This window comes from Paenibacillus sp. TY11, assembly GCF_059772165.1.
Genome location: NZ_JCBAIQ010000011.1, coordinates 171,111 through 195,361, shown reverse-complemented (window position 1 = coordinate 195,361; position 24,251 = coordinate 171,111). Strand labels below are relative to the sequence as shown.

Sequence of the window (24,251 nt, the reverse complement as noted above, 5' to 3'; positions counted from 1 at the left end):
GGAGTACAGCAGCATTTGAATCTACACGGCCGCCCGGTCGAAACTAAGGAGGAAAAGGACCTATGATCCCTGAGGGAAATCTGCAAAGTAATGTGGATCGTTTCAACGGTTTTGCCGACAACTACGATCAACACCGCCCGGAAGCGCCGTCACTCGTCGTGGAAATCATCAGCCGCTATCTGGAGCGAAACGTAGAGCTAGTTGCCGATATTGGCTGCGGTACAGGACTTTCAACTTTCATATGGGAAAACGCCGCTCGGCAAATCGTCGGTATCGAGCCTAACCCGGACATGAGAGGAAAAGCGCAGCACAAGCTGGAGACAGCAGGAACGACAATGGCAGGAACCATTTCCTTCAAAAGCGGGTTCTCCAACAACCTACCCTTTGAGGACGGAACTGTAGACGTCATCACCTGCTCTCAATCCTTTCACTGGATGGACCCCGAGAGCACGCTTCAGGAAGCGGGCAGGGTCTTGGCTCAGGGCGGTGTGTTCGCGGCCTTTGACTGTGACTGGCCTCCGGTGCTGCAATGGCAGATAGAGCAAGCTTATACAGAGCTTATCACCAAAGCGGATACCCTTTTGGAGCAAGAAGCCCCAGTAGAGCAACAAGCTCATAAATGGAGCAAGGATCAGCATTTAGCTAATCTGCACCGCAGCGGACAATTCCGATATACCCGGGAGATTGTCTTCCATAACCGTGAGCAGTGTGACGCAGCTCGCTATACAGGGCTCGCTCTCAGCCAAGGGGGTATTCAAAGTCTCTTCAAACTTGGCAATCGAGCGCTTGACAACGATATAGCCCGCTTCGTGAAGCTGGTAGAGAATCATTTTCAGGGCAGAACACTAGACATCCTGTTCAGCTATCGGATGCGGCTCGGCATCAAGTAGAAAGGAATCAAGGTCATCGTGGATGATACGCTCTTCGGCTTAAGGCAAAAAAGGCCCTCCCTCGCCTCGCAAAAACGAGTGCGTACAGGAGAGCCTTTTTTGCTTCAATAAATAGCTACAGTCATATCCTTGCAAACCTTAGTCACAGTTCCGATGTGTCTTCGACTTAGGAAGAGCGAACAGCCAATAAGTGCGCCAACCGATCAGGGTAGTCCGTGATGATGCCGTTCACCCCAGCCTCCAGCAGACGCTTCATTTCTTCTGGCTCATTCACCGTCCATGGGTGGTAGACGACGCCTAATGCCAAAGCCTCTGATACAGCTTCTGGTGTAACAACTTGTTTGTAGGCATGAAGTGCTGTAACCCCGAATTGGGTGGCATACTCCGATGGACGAACCATAATTTCGATATACAGCGCCCCCGTCTTGATTTCAGGAGCAAGCTGCGCACAGAGCGCCAGCGATTCGTGATTGAAGCTGGATATGATTACCCGCTGTTCCAACCCAAAACGCTTCACAGCAGCAATGACCTCTTCCTCTATACCCGGATAGAGATAAATGCTGTTTTTCAACTCCAGATTAATGATTGTATCCGAGGACTGTGCTAGTTCCAGTAGCTCATCCAGCATCGGCACCCGCTCACCTCGGAATTTCTCATCAAACCAGCCGCCCGCATCCAGTTTATTTAATTCTTCCAGCGTAATATCTCTTACATCCAGTGGGCAACCTGTCGTACGCTCCAGCGACTCATCGTGAATCAGCACCAGATGCCCATCTTGGGTACGCTGCACATCCGTTTCTATACCTGTTGCTCCCAGTTCCAAGGCGTGGCGGAATGCCGCCATCGTATTCTCAGGACATACACCTGAAGCTCCGCGGTGTGCGAAATTAATCACCTTTTCGGTTACAGTCACAACATAACCCCTCCTGTTATTTCACAGGAACATTATACCTGCTGATTGTTTGGGCTGTATAAAATGTTCGTCACAGTTGCCTCATCTTCTAGGCCGTTTGAACAATCTTCCCGATCCAATCCGAATAAAACGTATTCCCGTTCCGTCGATCAAATTCAGCTGCCGCCGACTCCGCCAGTGGTCTAAAATACGCAATGATTTCTGTCAATGTGCGATCCTCTTTACCCCATTCCAAGGAAGCCGGCAACCGGATCAACCGTTTTTCTCCCGAAGTATCCAACTTTTGCAGTAGACTCACCATCGTCGCATAAAAATACATCTGCTCCAGCCCGCTCTCATAGTCCAGCGCCATATGCAGATGACGCTCTACCACTTCGATTCCTTGAACCGGATCTGCAATCGCCAAATATTCGATATGCTCCGCTATCGTTTTCAGAAAGTCGCGGTCATCCCGAATTAGGCGATAGCCTTTGCGATGATTGTCCTTCGCCTGAGCTGCTTCCCCTTGACGATAGAGCGGCAATAATACCTGAGAAAGCGTCACATGCGGTACTTCTGCACATTTCATGCGACCCGACAAAATCGGTTTTGCCACGGCAAGCGCCTGCTCGTCTTCTCCGGTCAAATAATAGAACCGCACCATCTGGCTCTGCTCGCAGGCCTCACAATCACTCATACTGTCCCGCTCGACCAAGCGGAAGGTATCCAGATACCGCCGTGCTTCATCCAGTTTTCCCATATCCATCGCGATGCGGAACTTATAATAGTAATATGGACGCTCATTATACCCGTATTCGGCATAACGTCTGCGCATATCCTCCGCCAGATCTTCTATTTGAGTCTTCGATATATTGGAAAAGCTGCACACCTTCCCGAGTATCCATTTGTAATTCCACAACAGCTCATCTGCGTCGTATTCCTCTGGATTTTGGTCAAATTGGCCCAGCTGCCACGAAAAAGCAATCAGCGACTTCAATGGATATCCGTTAAAAATAGCGCAGTCTACAATCTCTCCCCGGATTTCATAAGCAAGTTCCTTCAACCCGGAAGTGTCTGCCAAGCGGACAGCTTCTTCCAGAATCGCCAGCTTTGCTGCCCCTCCGGGCAGATCCTGCGCCTGTTCCATCAATTCATATATCGTATCTTCCATTTGGCTCCCCCTATAATTACGCAATTACGTATTGTGTCCGTTCCCTAATCCCCAATTGATAAAATGCAGCACACTCCGATTCATCAGTCCCAACTCACTGCGGTTCATCGGATAGTGACCCATCATAAGCGCATTCACATACATCATTTCTGTAGCAGCCGTGATCATCTGTGTATCGGTAGCTTCAAAAATTCGCGCAACCACCGGGTTGTTTAGATTAAAGTATAAGGTGGAATAGCCCGAATTTTGCTGGACTCCCGCTTTCAGACTATCAAGCACATTGGAAAAAAGCGCGGTTGTCTCCTCGACAGTGTTTTCCATGGAGCGCAAGGTCAGTGCATCCTGAGAAATGGTATACAACACTGGCAAACTCGCAGGCTCAAAACGCTTCAACTCAGCACGGCAACGCATCGGCTGCAAAGCAGCATCCATGACACGTAGCACACCGTAATAACTCTCGTGCTCTTCCTGCGTTAGCCCGGTAAATGAAAGAGATACCTCCTCAGGGCTAAGACGCTCTGTTTGCAGGTTAGGGTCAATCCAATGCAGCTTTTCCAAAATGTCTGAATCATAAATATAGCCACCATTGATCACCAGCATGGATTGCGCCGCCGCCACATGCGTAATCTGACGATACTCATCTACTGTCGATGTGTAATGCAGTGGACGTCCGTCCGCCTCTTGGATCAGTTCTTTCAGCTCACGCCGCCCAAATGTACTTTCGAAGGAAAACCAACGGTACATTATCCGCAAAAATTCATCATCCTCCACGGCGAGCGCCTTCATGGACAGCTCATGCAAACGAATCCAGTGCTGCAAGCGGTCTGGCTCATACTGCGCCATGCGTAGCAGTTCTTCCCGAATACAGGTCCCCAGTTCAGAACGAACATCGTCAAGCTGCTCATTTTCATAAAAATACTCACGTGATGCCGTTGGTTGCAATTCATCTGTCCAAATGAGGCTTTTAATGAAGAATGCCCATTCCGGCAAAACATTTTCCGCCTTGTCCGACACCAGCATATGCTTCAAGTACACCCGATGCAGCCGCTTGCTGTTCAGATTAACACTGCGAGGCAAAATGAATGCAATCCCGCCTGTTCTGCCCGATGCCGTCCGCAACGGTATAAAATCACTGAAGCGCTCGCCCATCAGGCGATAGCCTAAATCCAGTACCTCACTCCGGCGACTCCGTAATTGTTCCGGGTTCTGCATCCAGCTCGTCGATGGAAGATTGACGCGCTTGGTCTCCCCGTCTACAGACAGCATGACCGGATACGGCAGCAACGCCCCATAATAGAATAAAGACTCCTCCACCTGCGCTGGCTCATAATAAAACTCACTTCCCGGCTTGCAGCGCAAATAAATTTGCGTCCCTATAGGCAGCTCGGTCTCCAATCGACGAATCGTATACGTTCCGTCCGGCTTCCCTCTCCATTCCATGGAGATGCCTTCCTTCACCGAGCGGGTCAGTACCACAATTTCATCGCTCACCATAAAGCAAGATAGCAACCCAATCCCAAAGCGTCCGATAAATGAAGTCTCCGAGGCCAGCAAATCAGCTCCCTTCTTGGAAGACTGGCCGATGATCGACAGAAAACGGTGAATGTCTTCTTCCGACAATCCAATGCCGTTATCCTGAATCATCAATACCTGTTGCTCCCCGGAACCAGATAACTCCACGATGACTTTACCTTCATAGTCGTTACTCTCAAAAGCTGTATCTTCAGGGGCCTTGTCTTCTTTCAATGTTTTACGTTCAGCAGTAGCCTTCCGTAGCTCCTTGCGAGCCGTGATCGCATCTGTTGCATTTTGCAGAACCTCACGTATAAACACCCGTGGACTGCTATATAAATGATTGGCCAAAATATCAATCATACCGCCCAAGTTCACCTGAAAACGATATTCGTCTGTCTGACTCATACAGATCATTCCTTTCTCGAAAGGCTACAACTATCACCTGGTTTTAAATAGACTATTTTTTAAAGTATAACGTGGATTCAAGTCGGATTGCACACCCTGCATTTCAGATATCAATACATTGACAACGATATAACAGGGTCTTTTTTCATCTGGTAAGTCCGGCACTGGGTCTAATTAACTTCATAAAAATGTATGGAGTATAAGCACTTAGTGAATAAGGATCATCTTTATCTAGTTAAATTTAGTAATAAACATAATATTTATTTAAAATTTATCCTTCTCTTGGAACACTATATCTATGGAGGGACAAATGGCTCATTTTACACAAAAAGCCCGCATTGCTGCTCCTGTAATACCCTTACAAGAGAGAATGCGAGCTTATTTAGGTACAGCCGTGGCTGTACCTTTTACAGAAGAGAATTAATGAGACTTAGCGAGACGGATGACGTTCCACGATGCTTTGCTCAAGTGAGCTTTTACAATTCCGTCTTCAAGCTTGGCATTGCCGCCATTGTGAGGCGTAACCTTTTCACCGGCTGGACTGTTGGTCGCTTTGAGATCGTCATGCTCCAGTACAGTATGCTCGACAATGCGGTAGCCTTCGAAACTGCGTACATCTACCGTCAGCTCCAGCGATTCAGACAAGTGACGGTTCACTGCAAAGACAGTCAGAGCATCTCCCTCTTCATCATAAACCACAGCGCTATCCAGATAAGGAATGTCCGTGAAATCCTTGGAATCGTATTTTTCCGAGTCCACTACAGGCATCAGCGATATTCCACGACCATAACGGGAGGCATGCAAATACGGATAGAAAATCGTTTGCTTCCACGCTTTTCCGTTATTCTCAGTCATGATTGGCGCAATAACGTTGACCAGTTGGGCGAGGCAAGCCATTTTTACACGATCCGCGTGACGCAGGAACGTAATCAACATGCTGCCCACCAACAACGCATCCTCAAAGTTGTAGATATCCTCAAGCTGAGGTGGTGCCACAGACCATGGATCAATTTTTTTGTCCGCATCATTGGAGTGGTACCATACGTTCCATTCGTCAAAGCTGAGCATCATTTTTTTCTTGCTGCGTTTCTTTGCTTTGATATAGTCACAAGTTGAAATGACCGTATGAATAAAATGATCCATATCCATAGAGCGTGCCAGATAATTAGCCGTATCATTGTCATGATTGCCGTAGTATTGGTGCAAGGAAATATAGTCCGCTACCTCATAGGTATGATCCAGTGAGGTTGCTTCCCATTCTGGGAACGTCGGCATTGTGGAACTGGAGCTGCCACAGGATACAAGCTCAATGTCAGGATCAATCAGCTTCATGGCTTTTGCAGATTCAACAGCCAGACGGCCATATTCTTCTGCTGTCTTGTGACCAATCTGCCATGGGCCATCCATCTCGTTACCAAGACACCAGGTTTTAATCTTATGTGGTTGCTCTACACCATGACTACGACGTAGATCACTCCAGTAGGAGCCGCCTGTGTGGTTGCAATATTCCACCAGATTACGCGCAGCATCAATTCCGCGCGTACCCAGATTAACCGCCATCATCACTTCGGAGCCAACATCCTTGGCCCATTTAAAAAATTCGTTCGTACCCACTTCATTCGGCTCGACCGTTCTCCATGCCAGCTCCAACTGTCTAGGTCTGGACGCGACTGGACCGACACCATCCTCCCAATTGTAACCGGATACAAAATTGCCGCCCGGATAGCGTATAATAGGAACATCAAGCTGTTTTACCAACTCTTTAACATCATTTCGGAAACCGCTTTCATCACTAGTTGAATGAGTAGGCTCGTAAATGCCGCCATATACGGCACGCCCGAGATGCTCTACAAAAGAGCCATAAATGCGTTTATCGACTTCAGCAATACGAAAAGACTTGTCTACGATCATCTTTGCTTTTACAGCTGCTGCCACCTAAACCATCCTCTCTGAATGCGAAAATAAAATCCGTTGTACCTCTAAGAAAAAAAAGCCGTTTTATTTACGATTTTAATATAACACACCATATTTATTATAGTCAACATTATTATTAAATACTTAATATTATTATTAACATTTATAATAAACGATAAGCAATTGGTTACGCACTTCTAATTATTTTTTTTATAAACAAACTTACTTAGTAAATAGCCACTTTGCTAAGTAGCAATAATAGTCTTGCTGTTCATTTCCATTAGCGTAAAAACGGAGGGTGCTTCTTCGAATGATAGCCTTCGTTTGCAAGCACCCTCCGCCTGCACAGGAGATTCAGCGCACCCTGCACATAATAGTCGGATCAGACTGTAATATTTACCTTCGTTCCTGCAGTCTTCACTCCGTCTTTAGTCGAGTCCAGATAGGCATTGAGCTCTTGTTCAGTCCACTCCCTGCCAGCGTCTTTACTCACTTCCTTCTTATCCTTCTGTTCATCCAGATCTGTAATCGCCGGTTCCTTATTCACTGCATCACCGATACGCTCATTAATATTCGCGGAGATCTCCATAATTTTACCATCAAGACCTGCTGCCTTCTCACGCAATACAGCTGATCTTGCAGGGTTAGTGTTTTCCCAACCCTTAGCTTCGCTTTCTAATGTGATTTGTGCCATTTTAGTGATTTCGGAATTCTTCAACTCGTTGTTTGCAGATACAATACTATGCATCGTATAGGTGATCAGACTTTGCTTCTGCTCTTCTGCAGTCTTGGGCGTATATTCCTCCTTTTTACCTTCCTGAGCTTCTTTTTTACTGTCCTCATCCACGCCAAAAGCTTTTTTTCGTTCTTCCAGTGACTGCTTTTGAATGTTCTCGTCAATTTGCTGAATCTGCATATCTATCTTTTCCATTTCAGCTTTTACAGCCTCCGGACCGAGGCCACGTTTTAGAGCATTACTTATATAGTCCGAACGCCTCTCCATCAAATTTTGCTTTTGCTCTGTCAATTGTTGAATAACCTTGTTTTGCGGCTTACCTATACTCTTCCTTTCAGTCTGACTGGAAATGGGATGCCGTAGTTCAAGTCGGTTATTATCTGTGGTGCGGAACGGAGATTGGTGAGATGATGTAAATGATACATTCATCCTAAAACCTCCAATTCTTTCTAATAAGTGATTCTAGAAATATATCGGTTTAATAAGCTGTCATATATAAGCAACCCCTCCCAATATACGCTGCCTGAGTCTTCCTTGCTATCAAATATAATATCTCCGTTACAGCTACACCGACTCGAATCTACAGACTGAAAGGGAAACTTCGTACATTGTCCCCTCAATATTGTCTAACTCATATATAAATATATCTATGTACAACAAAAACAGCGGAGCCCCTCTCCCAAAGAGAAGCTCCGCTGTTCGTTCTTGTGACTATGACTTGTGTATTCTACATAGTCTACTTCTCTAGGTAAAAAACAATACTGTTCCCAGTCCAAATATATGCCGGAATCCCTATACACAGTTAGCGTGTATCATTAGTAACTAGCGCTTCCTGGAATGTATTAATTTCATCAGAAAATAAATCATAGTAAAGCCCTCGACTTTCAATTAGTTCTTGGTGAGTTCCTTCTTCTATAATCTGACCCTTATCCAGAACTAAAATTTTACCTGCATATAGAACAGAGGTATAACGATGAGAAATATAGAGGCAAAGCCTATCAATAACAAAATTTTGAAATTGGCGAAATACTTGTTTTTCTGATTCTGGATCAAGAAATGAACTAGGCTCATCTAATACGTAAACGTCAGCATCTTTGAAGAGCGCTCTGGATATAGCTATCTTTTGCCACTGCCCTCCTGAAAGCTGTATACCCCCTTCGAAGTTTCTTCCTAGCTGTTGTTCTAATTGATTAGGCAAATCTCGTATTACCTTATCTACTCCTGTATGTTGTGCTGATTTCCATATCCTAGTATCAAATTCAAGATGTTCTATACTGCCAAAACCTATATTTTCTCTTACTGAAAAATCGAATTGAACAAAATCTTGAAATATAACGCCTATTTTTTTATAAAGTACTTCTTTATGATAATTTCGAATCGAGATAGAATTAATTAAAATATCCCCTTTAAAATCTTCATATAATCCCATTAAAAGTTTTATCACTGTTGTTTTCCCTGATCCATTCCTGCCCACTAGAGCAAGAGATTCACCACGCTTCATTTTAAAACTTATATCTTTGAGAGCCAATTCTTTTTGATCTGGGTAGGCAAATGAAACATTTTTAAATTCTATGCATTCTATCGTAGAATCAGTTTGTATACCTGATTCTCTTAGCAACATACTAGAACTGTCTTGTTTATGTTTTATGTTAAAAAAAGCGAATAATTCATCTAGATACAGATTATGATCACACAATGAAATCAATCCTTGAGATACTGTGTTAATATTTTGATTAGCTAATAATACTGCTTGAACTAATGCATAAATACTGCCAATGAGAAATTCTTCTTTCCATGTTATTTGTATAATCATAATCAAAGCAATGGCTATAAATAATGTACTTATTACTTGAAAAGACAAATATAACGCAATACGTTTTTTGGCTAAATACTTATCCTCTTTGTAGAAAACATCAAAAATGCCCTTATATTTTGCTGTAAAGTAGTCACTAAGTTGATACAATACGATTTCTTTAAAAGACTTCTCATTAGTCAATAAGTAATTAATATACCTGGATTTACGTTGTAAAGGAGCCCGTTTTTTCTTGGCTACATATTGAATTTGTGTGAACCTCAATAAAGAATAAAAAGATGCTAGGGGAGAAACAACAAGAATGAGTAAGATCCACCATCTGAATGCTATTAAAATGGCGATACTAGAGCATAACGTAACCATGGAACTTAACAAATTAATGAGTTCTTTATAAATCTGAATAGGTCTATCTATTGAGTCGTTTTGTACTCTTTTGAGTTGATTATGTACTTGCGGGCTTTCAAAATCCGCAAGACTAAATGTTGATGTTTGTGATACTATTAATGTTTGTAATTTATTTATCAGTGAAACTTGGAACAATTTATCCGAATATTCAATTATACTTGAAATAAGCAAACCAGAAAACATCACAAGAATTACAGGGAACACTGCGCTTATGTGAAGAGTATGCGATAATGTTCTAGTCTCTATTTCAGAAACCAAATACTGTATGGAAAGAAGGTTGGCAATCGGGAGTATCCCTTTTAGAAAATAACCAAAAAAGATGATAATAAAATAGATAGGTTCTGTACTCCATAATAACTTAGTTAACTTCGGCCAATATTGGAATGAATGAAATATAGCTCTTATATTCAAATGGTATGCCTCACGTTCCATGCATTCCATCCCTTTCTTTTATATCTATTATTATCGGTTCTTCACGAAATCTCGCTATTTTAGCTCTCAGTCTCCCTGAAGGGTATAGACATTTTCGGGATTTTTTCTGCGAACTTCCACAACAATATCACTTTTGACGCGCCTAAATACGTCCACTTGCTCATTGGACAAGTGAGTTGATTGCGGCAAAATGTAATCAATCCACTTACTAGCCCAATCCATCCCACGATTGAATTCTAAGAGCTTATTTGAATAAATATTAATTTGAAGTTTATTATGATGGTGTACTATTATTTCCGGTTCGAGTGATGACATGGAGTGCATTCGGGTGATTTGCAAGGTATAGCGAACCGGGTGTGTCTCCTTTTTCTTAGCCACTTGATACAGCGTTTCAAAGAGGGTGGCAAATTGCTTTGCTTGATACGAACTAATCCCCTTATACTCTACTTGTGTTTGTCCCACTATTATTTTTTGAAACGATGATGTCTGTACATTCTCATTAAATAGCCTCTCATATCCCCACACGCCAATCAGTAGGCTACAGGCAAGGACAGTACTAATCCAAGGGATTATAGACTTTTTGCCGCCTCCGCGCCGACTGGATAACAATATGCCTAATCCGTAAAATAATAAACTACAGCCTAAGAGTCCAAAGAGATTTCGCCAGTTGATCATATAGGGGTTGAATATATTCACTACAGGAGATATGTAACGAAATTTTTCATTAAAAGACCAGGAAACTAAACCTATAGGAAGGTAAAAAGCAATGAGAAAAGTGAAGGCCAACCCATAATGCTTTACTACCTGCCCCAACAAGAGACCCAACATCGACGAAAAAACACTAGAAAAAAATACAATGATAACCAAATTCCATAATGATACATCAGCGAATGATTTCCATAAAAGTCCTACCATTATGAGCAAGAGAGGAAACGAAAGAATTAAAGATACATAGAGCTGGTAAGTGATTAGACGGTAATTAGGAAAGACAGAAATATATATATACGACTCTGTATGATTACGATTATGTATACTCGCAATCTGTAAAGAAAAAAAAGCTACAAATAACAAGTTAACACTATAAGTTATTGCAATACCTTCATTCATTATTAAATTGAATATAATAACCACACCAAAGGAAACGAGCAAGGTTACTGCTTGTTCTCTTCGGAGTAAAAGCTGTAGCCAGAAACGAACTATAGTTCCATTCATTCTTGTACCCTCGCCATCCATAGATGATTACTGACTTTCATCAATACCCACATAAGCAAAAATAGGAATATTCGCCCGAAAGCAAACAACTGTGTGAAGAAATTGGAAATAATCCAGTCTGGATTAAACCAGATGGAAATGTAGGGAAAATTGATAGTAATACTGGTTAAAAGGTAGACGAGCATTATAATGTTCACATACAGTTGTTTACGTAAGAGCAAGTTCAATATGACGGTAACTTGAACAGAATATCCCATAGTTGCTACACTTGCTACTGTTAGATGAAGCAGTGTCAAGAACGGAGCCTTACCATGAGTCGTCCATTGAACTACACAAATCATAGCTAAAGCGACAAACTGAAATAAGCAAACCACTCCCCATAATACACAACTCTTACAGTAAAAATATTGGCCTCCTTTATGCATTTTAGGCATAATAACAGAAGAGATCATTTTTTGCTTCTCGCTATCATAAAGAACAGAATACATTAACGGCATTAGTAATATGGTAAAGAACATTTGTCCATGATGCAAAAATATCCATAACTCGTTATTCTTATTCCCCGCTCCTAGATATAAAAATAAAGGAATTAAAAAACAAGAGAACGTTAGTGCTATAAAAAACACTACACTTTTCTTCATTAGCAAAACTTCAAATTGAACCAGGGCTCTGGTTACTTGTCCCATTTTGTTAACTCTCCCCCAGATCGGAAATGTACAGATACGCATCCTCAAGATTAGCCGTTTCGGGTGTGACTTCTGTACAGCAGTCTGGAGGGTGGTTACACAATAATCGAGCCTGAATTCTCCCTTCCTTCCGCACAATGGAGGTGATTCGAGCTTGTTGGCTTAATTGTTCCAATTGACGCTTGCCAACATCAACCAACCATACTTTACCCTCGACAGTTCGAATCATATCGTCTATAGCCCCTTGATACAGACAACGGCCTTCTTTTAAAACGAGTAGTTTGTCACATGTGCTTGAAACGTCAGGAACAATATGAGTAGATAACAATATAATCCGGTCTTCTCCATAATTCTGAAGCAAGTTTCGAAAAGCAATTCGTTCTTTGGGGTCCAGTCCAACCGTAGGCTCATCAACAATTAATAACTTAGGCTGTCCTAACATAGCTTGGGCAATTCCTAAGCGCTGCTTCATTCCCCCAGACAGCTGTTTTATTTTTTTATGAACTTGATCGATTAGTCCCACCTCAATTAATCGCTGTGATGTCTCCTCTTGAATATGACGCTTACCTTGAATACCTTTTAAAGCCGCAAAATAGTTCATAGATTCCATAATGGTTACATTTGAAAAAAAATCAAAATGCTGCGGCAAGTAACCCAGTAACAAACGAATAGCATCCGGTTCTTTTTTCAAAGAATGTCCGAATATTTCAACTTCCCCTCGGTCGAATCTAAGTAAAGTAGCAAGAATTTTCATTAAAGTGGTCTTACCTGCCCCATTGTCTCCGAGCAGTCCGAATATACCATTATCAATGTGGAAATGAAGCTCGTTAAGTACTTGGTGAGAACCATATGACTTACTTAAAGCTCGAATATCAATTGTCAAATGAGACATCCTCCAATAGTTGCTCTTGCTGCTGCTTAGCAGAGAACAGGTTTTTCTTGTCTTCTTTAGTTAATCGTAAATACAATTTCATACAATCCATTATTGCACTACGAGTAAAATTACAGTATCTACCCACTGGCTCATTAATCGAACCACTAAGCACCATATTTTCTTGAGGACAACCTCCACCACATAGATTCTTAGCCCAACATTCTCCGCATACAGTTCTCTTCTCTAAACGCATCTCACTAAGCATGCCACTCTTCTTTCTTTCATCCACCCCTTCCCTTACATTCCCTAAAGAATAATTCTTTTCATTAACAAATCGTTGACAAGGATAAAGATTACCATGCACATCAATGGCAAGCATATGCGAAACCGCCCCACAAAAATAATCTCTCTTAGAAGAAGAATGAATCATCTTCAAGTATTTTAGAATGTTCGATATTTGACGTGCTTCCCCATATTTTTTAGCCTGAAGCAAAGATTCAAAATGCACAACCAATTTGGTGAATTCTTGTGCATACTTCTCAAAATCTTTCTCACTAAGCATCTCGACTGCAGGATACATCGCAACATGACGAATACCAATTCCCATTAAATGAGTAAGTGTATGTGTTATATCCAATTGTACTGGTGAAATCGTAGCTCTTGCTGTTATAACACCTTTTTTTCTTAAACTTTCTGTTCTATCTAAAATGATTTCATAGGTACCTTTTCTGTTCTGATAATATCGATTGAAATCGTGTGTCATTTGATCACCATCTAGACTTATCTGAATAGAAACACGATGATCTAATAAGAAGTTTTCAATTTCTTTGGAAATCAAGGTGCCGTTCGTTGTCATACTATATGTAACACGTTTATTTGATTTTTCTTGTTTTAGCTTAGTGTAGGCTACAACTTCTTTAATAACTTCAATGTTCAGAAGTGGCTCCCCTCCAAAAAAGCAAATATTCAGTTCTTCTTCTTCGCCAGAATGATTAAACAGATAATCAACTGCTTTTAATGCGGTCTCTGTGTCCATCCGTCCCCGATCATTATATTCCCCGTCTCCTCCATAACAGTAAGAGCATCTTAGATTACATTCTTGAACCAGCATAAGGATTATAGATGATAGACTTACTTGCTCATCATTGCAACTTTTACATTCCTTTTGAATAGACAAATCTTTATTATATATAACCGATGCTTCCTTCAGACTGGCTAATAACCTATCTACCTCTTCTCTACTAGAACGATGCTTAAGTAATTCATATATTTCTTCAATTTCCTTACCTTCGCTATTACATATATCTACTACGACATCATCAATCTGAAAAAGCCCATTTGTTTTTATATTGTATAAGTATAACTTTTCATTTTGTTCTATGATTTTGACGGGATTTTTTTCAAATGGAGCACTAATCACTATTAATCATCCTCTCAAAGTTACAAAATAGGAGAAAGTCCAAGAAGATTAGTTCCCAGACCTCCTAATTGACTATCTGTGTTTGAAAGCCCTATCGTTGCGAGTTTTACTTCAATTAATCGCTATCATTATTAGTACACCAATGACCACTTTCTTTGCTACAAAACCAATCGGTAGCATCACAACCTACACAACGATCACGTGTATCACAAAAAACACATGTCATAGGAGAAACACTTCCTTCAGCTGCTTGGTTAATAGGATCGAACAATTTGATTCACCTCATTTTTTATATTTTTTCATTTCTTTTCCAATATAATCTTTTTTTCGTTATACTCTATACTTTTTTTGAAGTAATTATGTAAAATTTGTTAACATATTATTTTTGAAATATTTTCAATTAAATATAATAAAAGTATAGTTTGCTTTGCCGAAAAAAGCCGCTCGTTGTTAATGTAATGCATCCCTAATGATTCTGGAGGCCGCAACTTTTATTCACCTTCGTAACACGCAATCTGAATTCTAAATCTTTCGTTCTCCCGTTCTCCATATATAAACAAAACCTAATGCAGCTTTTAAGAATGAATGTAAGCTGGTCAGGATTTTCTAATTTTTCTATAAAACAAAAACACAACAAAACGGCGTAGTCTCTTTGGTTTAAAACCAAGAAACTACGCCGTTACTATGTTCAGCCTATAGTTCGTCACTACACTATTACTTAATCCCCGAAATTGTATAATTCTCGATAATATACTTTTGAAAAACAATGAAGATAATCATGATCGGAACGACCATGAAGGTCGAGCCTGCCATTTGAAGGGCAAATTGACTTTCGTTCTGCCCCTTGAGCAGTGACAGACCGACGGACAGGGTGTACAGCTTCTCATCGTTCGCAATAATGAGCGGCCACAGAAAGCTGTTCCAACCGCCAATGAAGGTCAGAATGGCCTGCACTGCCAGAATTGGCGTCGAAATGGGTAGCACGATTTGTAAAAAAGTACGGAACTCCCCTGCTCCATCAAGACGTGTCGCCTCCAGCAGTTCTTCCGGGATATCCGACATGAACTGCCGGAACAAGAAAATCGCGAACGCTCCTACCAAACCAGGAAGGACAATCCCCAGCATAGAATTGGTCAATCCCATCTGGTTCAGAATCAAATAGACGGGAATCATCGTCACTTGACCTGGAATCATCATCGTTGCCAGCACCAGATAGAACAGAAACCCTTTGCCCTTAAATTGGAATTTGGCAAAACCATAACCCGCCATGGCGTTCAGGAATAATCCGAAGAATGAAGCTAAAACAATGATCAGCGTATTCGTCAGATAGGTTCCAAAAGCCATGCTATCGAATAGTAATTTAAAATTATCCAGTGTAAAATGCTGCGGCCAGATGGTGGGAGGAATTTTGGTTACCTCGCCCTCAGTCTTAAAGGAGGATAAAATCATCCACGCAAAAGGCAGCACCATCAGCAGACCTCCCACGGTCAGGAGAATCGCCACGAACCATTGAAATGTTTTTTCACCACTGCGCGTATTGGCGCGGGCTTGCTGAACAGCTGTTTTCACGTTCATCACCTCTCTCTATCAGGACTCCGCTTTATTTTGCAAACGGAACTGAATCAGCGTCACCGCGATGATCGCAAAGAACAGAATGAACGATCCCGCCGCGGCATACCCGAATTTGCTAAATTGGAAGCCGTTATTGTAAATGAACAGGGATGCCGTCAGCGTGCCGTCGAGCGGTTTCCCTTTGGTCATGACAAACGGTTCCTCGAAAAATTGCAGCCAGCCGATCATCGTCGTGATGGATACGAAGAAAATAGCGTAACGAAGCTGCGGAAGCGTAATATAACGAATTTGCTGCCATGTATTGGCGCCATCAAGCTGAGCCGCTTCATAGTAAGAGCCTGGTATCCCTTTAATAGCCGCGATAAAAATAATCATGTTTAAGCCGATACCCCGCCAAACTGCTAACACAATCAACGAAACTTTTGCTACTGTCGGATCGGTTAACCATGGAACAGGGCCCAGATTCACTAGACCGAGTACATAGTTGAATAATCCGAGCGTTGGATTATACAGATAGCTCCAAACGACCGCGACTGCAACCACATTCGTTACGGACGGCAGATAGAACACGACGCGGAATATTTTGAAAGCACGAGATTTTCCCATATTAATCAGGATCGCGATGCTGAGCGAAAATATCAGCACTAGCGGAACACCAATGATGACGAAGAACAGCGTATTACCAATGGACTTCAAAAAAGAAGGGTCCAAAAGCACGTTCGTGTAATTTTCCAAACCTATAAAGCGAATACTATCATAATTAACGAGTCCGGACAGATCCATATCCGTGAAGCTGATCACGAGCGCCAGTAGTATCGGCAATAGCGAAAACAGCGTTAACAGGATGATGGAGGGACCGATAAACAAGTATGGCGCAAGCTTCTGCGAGCTTCCTTTCATGCCTTCACTCCCTTTGACATTGACGGATATGGATCATTATTTTTTCATAATACTTGCAGCCTGCTGATTAAAGTCATCCATTTCCTTCTGCACATCGGCATGACCGCGGTAAATACGCTCGAAGCTCTTGATGAATTGTTGAGAAACCTCTTCCCATGCTGCCAGTTGCGGCAATGCTGCGGAATGATCCAGCTGTTTGCGAATCGTCCGAAGCATCGGATCACTCTTCAGTTTGGCATCTTCCCACGATTTAGTAGTCGCAGGCAAGTTACTGGACAGTTCCATCCATTTCAGCTGTGTTTCTGGTTTGCTCATGTAAGCCAGGAATTTGGCCGACTCCTCTGGGTGCTTGCTGAATTGCATAATTGAAAGGTTCGCTCCACCCAAAACGGACAGGTTGTTTACTTTGCCAGGAAGCTCCGCTATATTCCACTTACCTTCCAGCTCTGGTGCCTTGCTCTTGATTTCTTTAATCATAAAAGGACCGCTGATAAACATTGGAACGATACCCTCGCCTTGCAAACCTTGAACGGAATCAATTCCAATATCCACTGCGTTAGAGCCATTTTGGAAAAAGCTATTCACATACTTCACAGCATCTACAAACGGTGGTTGGTTGAATAGCGGATTGCCCTGCTCGTCAACCAGTTTGGAACCGTTCTGGAGAGCAAACATAAAGCCCATAGACTGCTCCTTTGCACTAAAGGAGATACCATATTTGCCTTTACCCCGAGCCGCCAGCTTTTGAGCAGCATCGGAAAGTTCTTCCCACGTTTTAGGTGCTTCATTGTATCCCACTTGTTTCAATAGGTCGGAACGATAGAATAAGACTCGCGTTTCAGTGTACCAAGGTACAGCGACTGGTTTACCTTCAAATTGGGCCGTCCCCACAGCGCCCTTGAAGAAATTTTTCGATTCAAGCTCAGGGTATTTGCTGATATAAGGAGTGATATCTGTTAATGCACCCGCAGCTGCTAATTCTGGCACCCATGATGTACCTAACTGAACAACATCCGGACCGGATTTTGAGGCAACCGCTGTGAGCAATTTGTCGTGAGCGTTATCCCACGGCAACGCCTGTACATCAACGTGAATATCCGGATTTTCTTTCTCAAAATCTTTTATGATTTCAGGCAGCAACTTTCCTTCCGCTCCCATGCCCCATAAGGTGATGGTGGTCTTGCCATTCGCATCTTTGCCGGATGAATCATCCTTGGATGAACAGCCTGCCAGCGCGCCTCCCAGTAATAAGGTGCTTGCCAAAATGATCCCCAACGTTCTTTTCATCATACGAATTCCTCCCGAGATGATCAGTTTACTGATCATGCATATGATAACGGCTTCAAATACAAGTAAATACATACAGTGACTACAGCCAGTGATTACAGCATACCGTTATAGCAATTATGTTCACAATCTAAGGACCATACTCATCAATAGAAACGTTTCGATAGTCATTATAGAACAAATTGAAACCGTATTCAATAGGGATATTATTTTTTATTCCGTCAAAATCATGCTCTTGTTTTATTTGTTTCATCTTAAATACGTTACTTTTCCCGTGAAATAACCTCCAATATGGATTTGACTCTCGATTTGAAAGCGTATATAATCCAACTGAGTTCAACAATAGAAACGTTTCGATTAATAATACAACAGAATATTATGCTTCTATACTAGCTATTAGCCGGGTCAACACTTTTATGAATCCATTTTCGCCAAAAAATCTCATGAATCTGAAAAAGAAAGCTGTCCATCAACACAGCTTACGGAGGATTATGATGAAACAACAACTAAATTCCTATTTGCAAAGCATGACGCTTGAAGAAAAGGTCGACCAGCTACTTCAGCTTGTGGGCGCCTTTTTTGAAGATGCTGGAACAGAAGGCCAAATTACCGGACCTATGGCTTCTCTTGGTATCACCGAGGAAACCGTCCACAACGTCGGTTCCGTGCTTGGCCTCGCAGGAGCCAAGGAAGTGATTCGTGTTCAGCAGGCCCATTTGAGTAAAAACCGTCTGGGCATTCCGCTTTTAATTATGGCAGACATTGTACACGGATTCAAAACGATTTTTCCGATACCGCTGGCTATGGGTTGCTCATGGGATATGCGACTTGCGGAAGAGAGCGCTACCATAGCTGCGAGGGAGGCAGCTGTGTCGGGGATACACGTTACTTTTGCCCCAATGGTTGATTTGGTGCGTGACCCACGCTGGGGCCGTGTGATGGAATCTACAGGGGAAGACCCTTACCTCAACAGTGAATTTGCCCGTGCGTTTGTACGTGGATTTCAGGGTAAAGATCTGACGAACGATACCGACCGGGTGGCCGCATGCGTGAAGCATTTTGCCGCTTATGGAGCTGGCGAAGGCGGACGGGATTACAATACCGTAGATGTATCCGCATGGCAGCTACGAGAGTATTATCTCCCCTCCTACAAAGCTGCTTTAGATGAAGGCTGCGAAATGGTGATGACGTCCTTCAATACCGTAGAAGGCGTAGCCGCAACGGGCAATAAGCGTCTGATGCGTGATTTGCTTCGTGATGAATGGGGCTTTGACGGTGTACTCATTTCGGATTGGGCCGCTATCAAAGAGCTTATTCCTCATGGCATCGCCGAGGATGAACGGGAGGCAGCGAAGAAAGCATTGCTGGCTGGCGTAGATATTGAAATGATGACCTCCTGCTATAACGGGCATTTGCCTGAGCTGGTTCGCAGCGGACAGCTGGATGAAGCGCTCGTCGATGAAGCGGTGATGCGTATATTGAAGCTCAAACAAAAGCTCGGCTTGTTCGAGAATCCGTTACGCGGCGCAGACCCTGAGCGTGAACGTGAAGTTGTGTTCTGCGAAGCTCACCGCTCGGTCGCCAAAGAATTAGCCATTAAATCATGCGTGCTGCTCAAAAATGATTCCGTTCTTCCATTGAATTGCAGTCAACATATTGCGTTGATCGGACCTTTTGCAGAGAGCGGTGATATCCTGGGTTCTTGGTCGTGGAGCGGTTCGCAGGAGGAAGCTATTCGCGTTGTTGACGGGTTCCAATCAAAAATATCCTCCTCGCTGCTCACGGTTGCGACAGGATGCTCTATAGACGACATAACTGAGGAGCAATATGCAGAAGCTCTGCATGCTGCCAGCCAAGCAGAGGTTCTCGTGTTGGCGCTTGGTGAGCGCTCGGATATGAGTGGTGAAGCAGGCAGCCGTTCGAATATTCGTCTGCCACAAGCCCAGTTGGAACTAGTGAAGCGCCTGAAGACGCTGAATAAGCCTATGGTAGCCGTATTGTTTAATGGTCGTCCATTGGATCTTCACGGTATTATTGAAGAAGCAGACGCCGTACTGGAAGCCTGGTTCCCTGGTGGCGAAGGCGGCGCGGCGATTGCCGATTTGTTATACGGTGATGCCGAACCTACGGGTCGTTTGACGATGTCCTTCCCGCAATCGGTCGGACAGGTGCCCGTGTATTACAATCATTTTAATACGGGACGTCCGCAGTTAGATCCGAATACAAAAGAACGCTACGTGTCCCAATACCTGGACGTACCGAACGAACCTTTATTCCCGTTCGGCTATGGCCTGAGCTACACCGAGGTAGCCTATGAAAGCGTACAGCTTTCTAGCGATACCCTTATACCCGGTCAGGAATTGACGGTTAAAGTGCAGGTAACGAACACAGGAACACGTCCGGTTGAGGAAACCGTGCAGTTCTATGTCCGTGATATCAGTGGTGATACGGTTCGCCCAATGAAAGAACTGAAAGATTTCTGCAAAATTCTTCTTGCCCCAGGCGAAAGCCGGGAAGTGGAATTTGCATTGACCGAGCCTCAGCTGCGCTATCATCATGCAGATTTAAGCTTCAGCAGTGACAGTGGTGCATTTGCCGTCTTTACAGGACCTAACAGCCGCGATACTACCGAAGGCCGTTTTCGGTTAGTGAAAGAAACAGGAAAGTGAGGCGTTCCCTTTGATGAATACAAGTCTGGATCAAAATATTTTGCTGCGGGCCGGTGACTTGTCTTTTACCTTCTTGAGCAGCGGTGATGTGTATAAGATCACCCACGGCTCAACGATGATTAACCAACTGTTGACCAATTCAGTCGACGGTTCCCTGAACAATCTGTACTTGAGACTGTACCGTCCGTCCGGCGTAAGTATCACTCCCCTGCTTGGAGTTCGTTCACCCGGCGTAATCCGGCAAACGGATCAGCAGATTATTTGGGAAGGGTTCACCGCTGGTGTAGGCTATCAGGTGACCTTCACGCTAAGCCGCCTGGGAGTATGGTTCTGGGATGTAACCCTACAGGGCGATGACGTTGAAGCCGATGTCGTGTACGGTCAGGATATCGGGATTGCGGATACCGCTGCTGTGCGCAGTAATGAAGCTTATTTGTCTCAATATATTGACCATACCGTTTACCATGATGAACAAAGAGGCTATACCGTTTGCTCTCGTCAAAATCAACCTCAAAGTCAAGCGTTCCCTTACATTCAACAAGGCTCGTTAACCCGCACTGTCGGTTACTCGACAGACGGATTTCAGTTCTTTGGACTTTCGTACAAGGAAACAAATGAGCCGGAAGCACTCCGCCGCGACTCGCTCGCCAATGAAGTGTACCAGTACGAATTCGCCTATACGGCGTTGCAATCTGAGCGGGTGAAACTCGCCGGGGAAGCTCGCTTTACTTTTTACGGTCTGTTCCAGCCCAATCATCCGGCCGCAGTGACAAAGCTGGAGTATCAGGAACTGGTGACAAAAGCACGCGACGAAGTAGCCGCCATTCTAGTGGACGCTTCCGAGACTACCATACCAGCACGCGCCGCAAGTGATTTCCAGGCAGGGCATGTGACTCCAGCTCAAACCATTGGTGAGCCGCTGGGCACGCTGGACTTGACCGATGCCGAAGTGGATCAGCTTTTCCCGAAACGCCGGGAAGAAGAACGGGATGGCGATGAACTACTTTCCTTTTTTACGGATAGCTATGAGCATGTTGTGCTCAAATCCAAAGAGCTTCGTGTAGAGCGTCCCCATGGGCACATTTTAATGGGCGGGCATTACTCAGGAGGTAAGGAAGAAACGATTACAACCACCTCCTATATGTACGGGATATTCAATTCCCAGCTCGTGATCGGCAATACGAATTTCAACAAAATGATCACCAACACGCGTAATGCACTCAATATTCCCAAGACATCTGGCCAGCGTATCTATGTCGGAATCCAAGGGAAATACCGCCTGCTCACGATGCCTTCCCTGTTCGAGATTGGCTTTAATTATGTGCGCTGGTATTACAAAACGGCTGACGATACATTCATTATTACAAACTATACGAATGCCGATAGCCCAGAAGTGCGGCTTCACATGCGTTCGGCGAGCGGCAAAGCCTATCCGTTCCTCATCACTCAGCAAATATCTATGCATGTGAACGAATATGAGCTTCCGTTTCATATGGAACGCGAAGGTGACGCCCTGCTCTTCCGGGCAGATTCGGCTTCTCTGAGCGCTGAGGCCTATCCGGACCTGCTGTACCGAATGCACGTAAAGGGCGCTCCATTACAGCATGTGAGCGACGCTCACGCACTGCTACAGGGTAAAGCTTCCCCTGATGCATCCCTGGTTGTGCTGGAACTGGGTGACAGCAGCGAATGGACCTGCACTGTGCAGGGCTGGCTGTACGGCCTTTCAGCCGGGCAAGAATCAGCGCACAAAGAGCGCCACGCTTCCTTTGAGGATGAGCGCGAGCGCTATCGAGAATATTTTGCCCAACTTATGAACGGTTTCCATCTGACGCTGGGCCAACATGAAACGAGCGAGCTATTCCGTGTGAACGCAGTGGCCTGGTGGTACACCCACAATATGCTCGTCCACTACTCCGTGCCTCACGGTCTGGAGCAATACGGCGGTGCAGCCTGGGGAACACGTGATGTGTGTCAGGGACCTGTAGAATATTTTTCAGCCGTGCAAAAGTTTGACGAGGTTCGTTCCATTCTACTGACTGTATTCAGCCATCAGTACGAGGACAGCGGAAACTGGCCGCAATGGTTTATGTTTGACAACTATACTCGCGTGCAGCAAGAAGAAAGCCATGGGGATATTATCGTTTGGCCGCTCAAGGTACTGGGCGATTATTTGACCGCAACCCGTGATTACAGTATTCTGGGAGAAAATGTGCCTTACACCCATCGGCATACTTTTGATTATACCAAGCAGACTGCGACCCTTATGGAACATGCTCTGAAGGAAATCGAATATATTCGAGAGAATTTCCTACATGATACGTATTTGTCGGCTTATGGCGACGGCGACTGGGACGACACCCTCCAGCCAGCCAATGCTCAGCTGAAGCAATACATGGCGAGCAGCTGGACCGTTGCACTCACCTATCAAGTAATTAGTAACTTTGCTGTTGCCTTGGAGCAGGCCCCTGCAGGTGTAGTAAGCGAAGCCGACAAGACCGCACAGGAGCTACACCAGATGGCCGATGGCATCCGTAAAGACTTCAACCGCTACATGCTGGAGAGCGGGATTATTCCGGGCTTCGTGTATATGGAAGAGCCCGGTCACCCCAAGCTGATGCTCCATCCGTCTGACACCGAGACGGGAATCCACTACCGCTTGCTGCCGATGACACGCAGCATGATCAGCCAGTTGCTCACGCCTGAGCAAGCGTTGGCTCATGAGCAGCTCATCCGCGAGCAGTTCCTCTGCCCGGATGGTGTGCGTCTGATGAACCGCCCTGCACCGTATGACGGCGGTGTGAGCTCGCACTTCAAGCGCGCAGAGCAAGCGGCCAACTTCGGGCGTGAGGTCGGGCTGCAATACGTGCATGCCCATATCCGCTTTGCGGAAGCGATGGCCAAGTTGGGTCGCAAGGATGACGCCTGGCACAGCCTGAAGCTCATCAATCCGGTCGGCATCCGCGCGTCCGTACCGAATGCCGAATGGCGCCAAAGCAACGCCTATTTCAGCAGCTCGGACGGTAAATTTAACACCCGCTATGAAGCACAAGAACGGTTTGGTGAACTACGAGAAGGAGCCGTACCCGTCAAGGGTGGCTGGAGAATCTATTCCAGCGGTCCGGGGATCTACATGAATCAGCTCATATCGAATGTCCTTGGTGTTCGTCAGTCGGGCGAAGACCTGATCCTGGACCCTGTGCTGCCGGACGCTCTCGACGGACTGGAATTTGAATTTTCCTTTGCAGGGAAACCGATCACCTTCGTCTACCGCATGCTGCAAGAGCATACGGGCGGTGAGCAAGGCCGTGCAGTATTGAACGGGATACCACTGGAAAGCGTACCAGCCGATGATAATCGCTACCGCTCCGGTGCCTTGCGCATCAAACGCGAGACTATCGAGCAGGCATTAGCAGAACATGAGGGTGTACGCCGTCTGGAGATTATTTTATAAAATC

At 44.4% G+C, this 24,251-nt stretch carries 16 protein-coding genes; 3 read left to right on the top strand and 13 right to left on the bottom strand.

Annotated elements, in window-relative coordinates; all coding sequences use genetic code 11:
- Positions 1 to 62 precede the first annotated feature (62 nt).
- Positions 63 to 890, top strand: a complete 828-nt coding sequence (locus tag AC6EJC_RS14760; protein ID WP_444954616.1) for a class I SAM-dependent methyltransferase — start codon at positions 63 to 65, stop codon at positions 888 to 890.
- 166 nt (positions 891 to 1,056) lie between these two features.
- Here AC6EJC_RS14760 and AC6EJC_RS14755 read toward each other — a convergent pair whose 3' ends face one another.
- From AC6EJC_RS14755 to AC6EJC_RS14695, 13 genes are all read right to left on the bottom strand, one after another.
- Positions 1,057 to 1,803, bottom strand: a complete 747-nt coding sequence (locus AC6EJC_RS14755; RefSeq protein ID WP_444954615.1) for a glycerophosphodiester phosphodiesterase — start codon at positions 1,801 to 1,803, stop codon at positions 1,057 to 1,059.
- A gap of 88 nt (positions 1,804 to 1,891) precedes the next feature.
- Positions 1,892 to 2,953, bottom strand: coding sequence for a hypothetical protein (locus tag AC6EJC_RS14750; RefSeq protein WP_444954614.1), 1,062 nt, complete (start codon positions 2,951 to 2,953; stop codon positions 1,892 to 1,894).
- 24 nt (positions 2,954 to 2,977) lie between these two features.
- Entirely contained in the window at positions 2,978 to 4,873 is a 1,896-nt protein-coding gene (locus tag AC6EJC_RS14745) for an HSP90 family protein (protein WP_444954613.1), read from the bottom strand.
- A 420-nt stretch (positions 4,874 to 5,293) separates the two neighbouring features.
- A complete protein-coding gene (gene arfA, locus AC6EJC_RS14740; protein ID WP_444954612.1) occupies positions 5,294 to 6,808 on the bottom strand; it encodes an arabinosylfuranosidase ArfA in 1,515 nt (504 codons plus the stop codon).
- A 361-nt stretch (positions 6,809 to 7,169) separates the two neighbouring features.
- Positions 7,170 to 7,952 carry a muscle M-line assembly protein unc-89 Uncoordinated protein 89 gene (locus AC6EJC_RS14735; protein ID WP_444954611.1) on the bottom strand — a complete coding sequence of 261 codons (783 nt, stop codon included), beginning with the start codon at positions 7,950 to 7,952 and terminating at the stop codon, positions 7,170 to 7,172.
- Between the two features lie 373 nt (positions 7,953 to 8,325).
- Positions 8,326 to 10,173, bottom strand: coding sequence for an ABC transporter ATP-binding protein (locus AC6EJC_RS14730; RefSeq protein ID WP_444954610.1), 1,848 nt, complete (start codon positions 10,171 to 10,173; stop codon positions 8,326 to 8,328).
- Between the two features lie 66 nt (positions 10,174 to 10,239).
- Positions 10,240 to 11,385, bottom strand: a complete 1,146-nt coding sequence (locus AC6EJC_RS14725; RefSeq protein ID WP_444954609.1) for a hypothetical protein — start codon at positions 11,383 to 11,385, stop codon at positions 10,240 to 10,242.
- Positions 11,382 to 12,071 carry an ABC transporter permease gene (locus AC6EJC_RS14720; RefSeq protein WP_444954608.1) on the bottom strand — a complete coding sequence of 230 codons (690 nt, stop codon included), beginning with the start codon at positions 12,069 to 12,071 and terminating at the stop codon, positions 11,382 to 11,384. Before AC6EJC_RS14720 ends, AC6EJC_RS14725 begins: the two co-directional genes overlap by 4 nt.
- A gap of 4 nt (positions 12,072 to 12,075) precedes the next feature.
- Positions 12,076 to 12,963 carry an ABC transporter ATP-binding protein gene (locus AC6EJC_RS14715; protein ID WP_444954607.1) on the bottom strand — a complete coding sequence of 296 codons (888 nt, stop codon included), beginning with the start codon at positions 12,961 to 12,963 and terminating at the stop codon, positions 12,076 to 12,078.
- Positions 12,944 to 14,365 carry a PapB family radical SAM/SPASM ranthipeptide maturase gene (gene papB / locus AC6EJC_RS14710; RefSeq protein ID WP_444954606.1) on the bottom strand — a complete coding sequence of 474 codons (1,422 nt, stop codon included), beginning with the start codon at positions 14,363 to 14,365 and terminating at the stop codon, positions 12,944 to 12,946. The genes AC6EJC_RS14715 and papB overlap by 20 nt, the downstream gene beginning before the upstream one ends.
- A 714-nt stretch (positions 14,366 to 15,079) precedes the next feature.
- Positions 15,080 to 15,934 carry a carbohydrate ABC transporter permease gene (locus tag AC6EJC_RS14705; RefSeq protein WP_023986622.1) on the bottom strand — a complete coding sequence of 285 codons (855 nt, stop codon included), beginning with the start codon at positions 15,932 to 15,934 and terminating at the stop codon, positions 15,080 to 15,082.
- Positions 15,935 to 15,952: 18 nt separating this feature from the next.
- The gene (locus tag AC6EJC_RS14700) at positions 15,953 to 16,837 is read right to left on the bottom strand and encodes a carbohydrate ABC transporter permease (protein ID WP_444954605.1); all 885 of its coding nucleotides are present in this window, start codon (positions 16,835 to 16,837) and stop codon (positions 15,953 to 15,955) included.
- Between the two features lie 36 nt (positions 16,838 to 16,873).
- Complete coding sequence (locus AC6EJC_RS14695; RefSeq protein WP_444954604.1) at positions 16,874 to 18,127, bottom strand: extracellular solute-binding protein; 1,254 nt, start codon at positions 18,125 to 18,127, stop codon at positions 16,874 to 16,876.
- Between the two features lie 491 nt (positions 18,128 to 18,618).
- On the opposite strand from AC6EJC_RS14695, the gene bglX reads away from it, so the two are divergent.
- Together bglX and AC6EJC_RS14685 are read left to right on the top strand one after the other, a co-directional pair.
- Positions 18,619 to 20,793, top strand: coding sequence for a beta-glucosidase BglX (gene bglX / locus AC6EJC_RS14690; RefSeq protein WP_444954639.1), 2,175 nt, complete (start codon positions 18,619 to 18,621; stop codon positions 20,791 to 20,793).
- A 13-nt stretch (positions 20,794 to 20,806) separates the two neighbouring features.
- Complete coding sequence (locus tag AC6EJC_RS14685) at positions 20,807 to 24,247, top strand: GH36-type glycosyl hydrolase domain-containing protein (RefSeq protein ID WP_444954603.1); 3,441 nt, start codon at positions 20,807 to 20,809, stop codon at positions 24,245 to 24,247.
- The last annotated feature ends 4 nt before the right edge of the window (positions 24,248 to 24,251 follow it).

Bases quoted from the DNA above. Each gene is read 5' to 3' on its own strand.
- AC6EJC_RS14760 (WP_444954616.1), top strand. From the start codon at position 63: ATGATCCCTGAGGGAAATCTGCAAAGTAATGTGGATCGTTTCAACGGT.
- AC6EJC_RS14750 (WP_444954614.1), bottom strand. From the start codon at position 2,953: ATGGAAGATACGATATATGAATTGATGGAACAGGCGCAGGATCTGCCC.
- AC6EJC_RS14745 (WP_444954613.1), bottom strand. From the start codon at position 4,873: ATGAGTCAGACAGACGAATATCGTTTTCAGGTGAACTTGGGCGGTATG.
- AC6EJC_RS14735 (WP_444954611.1), bottom strand. From the start codon at position 7,952: ATGAATGTATCATTTACATCATCTCACCAATCTCCGTTCCGCACCACA.
- AC6EJC_RS14730 (WP_444954610.1), bottom strand. From the start codon at position 10,173: ATGGAACGTGAGGCATACCATTTGAATATAAGAGCTATATTTCATTCA.
- AC6EJC_RS14725 (WP_444954609.1), bottom strand. From the start codon at position 11,385: ATGAATGGAACTATAGTTCGTTTCTGGCTACAGCTTTTACTCCGAAGA.
- AC6EJC_RS14720 (WP_444954608.1), bottom strand. From the start codon at position 12,071: ATGGGACAAGTAACCAGAGCCCTGGTTCAATTTGAAGTTTTGCTAATG.
- AC6EJC_RS14715 (WP_444954607.1), bottom strand. From the start codon at position 12,963: ATGTCTCATTTGACAATTGATATTCGAGCTTTAAGTAAGTCATATGGT.
- AC6EJC_RS14700 (WP_444954605.1), bottom strand. From the start codon at position 16,837: ATGAAAGGAAGCTCGCAGAAGCTTGCGCCATACTTGTTTATCGGTCCC.
- AC6EJC_RS14695 (WP_444954604.1), bottom strand. From the start codon at position 18,127: ATGATGAAAAGAACGTTGGGGATCATTTTGGCAAGCACCTTATTACTG.
- bglX (WP_444954639.1), top strand. From the start codon at position 18,619: ATGAAACAACAACTAAATTCCTATTTGCAAAGCATGACGCTTGAAGAA.
- AC6EJC_RS14685 (WP_444954603.1), top strand. From the start codon at position 20,807: ATGAATACAAGTCTGGATCAAAATATTTTGCTGCGGGCCGGTGACTTG.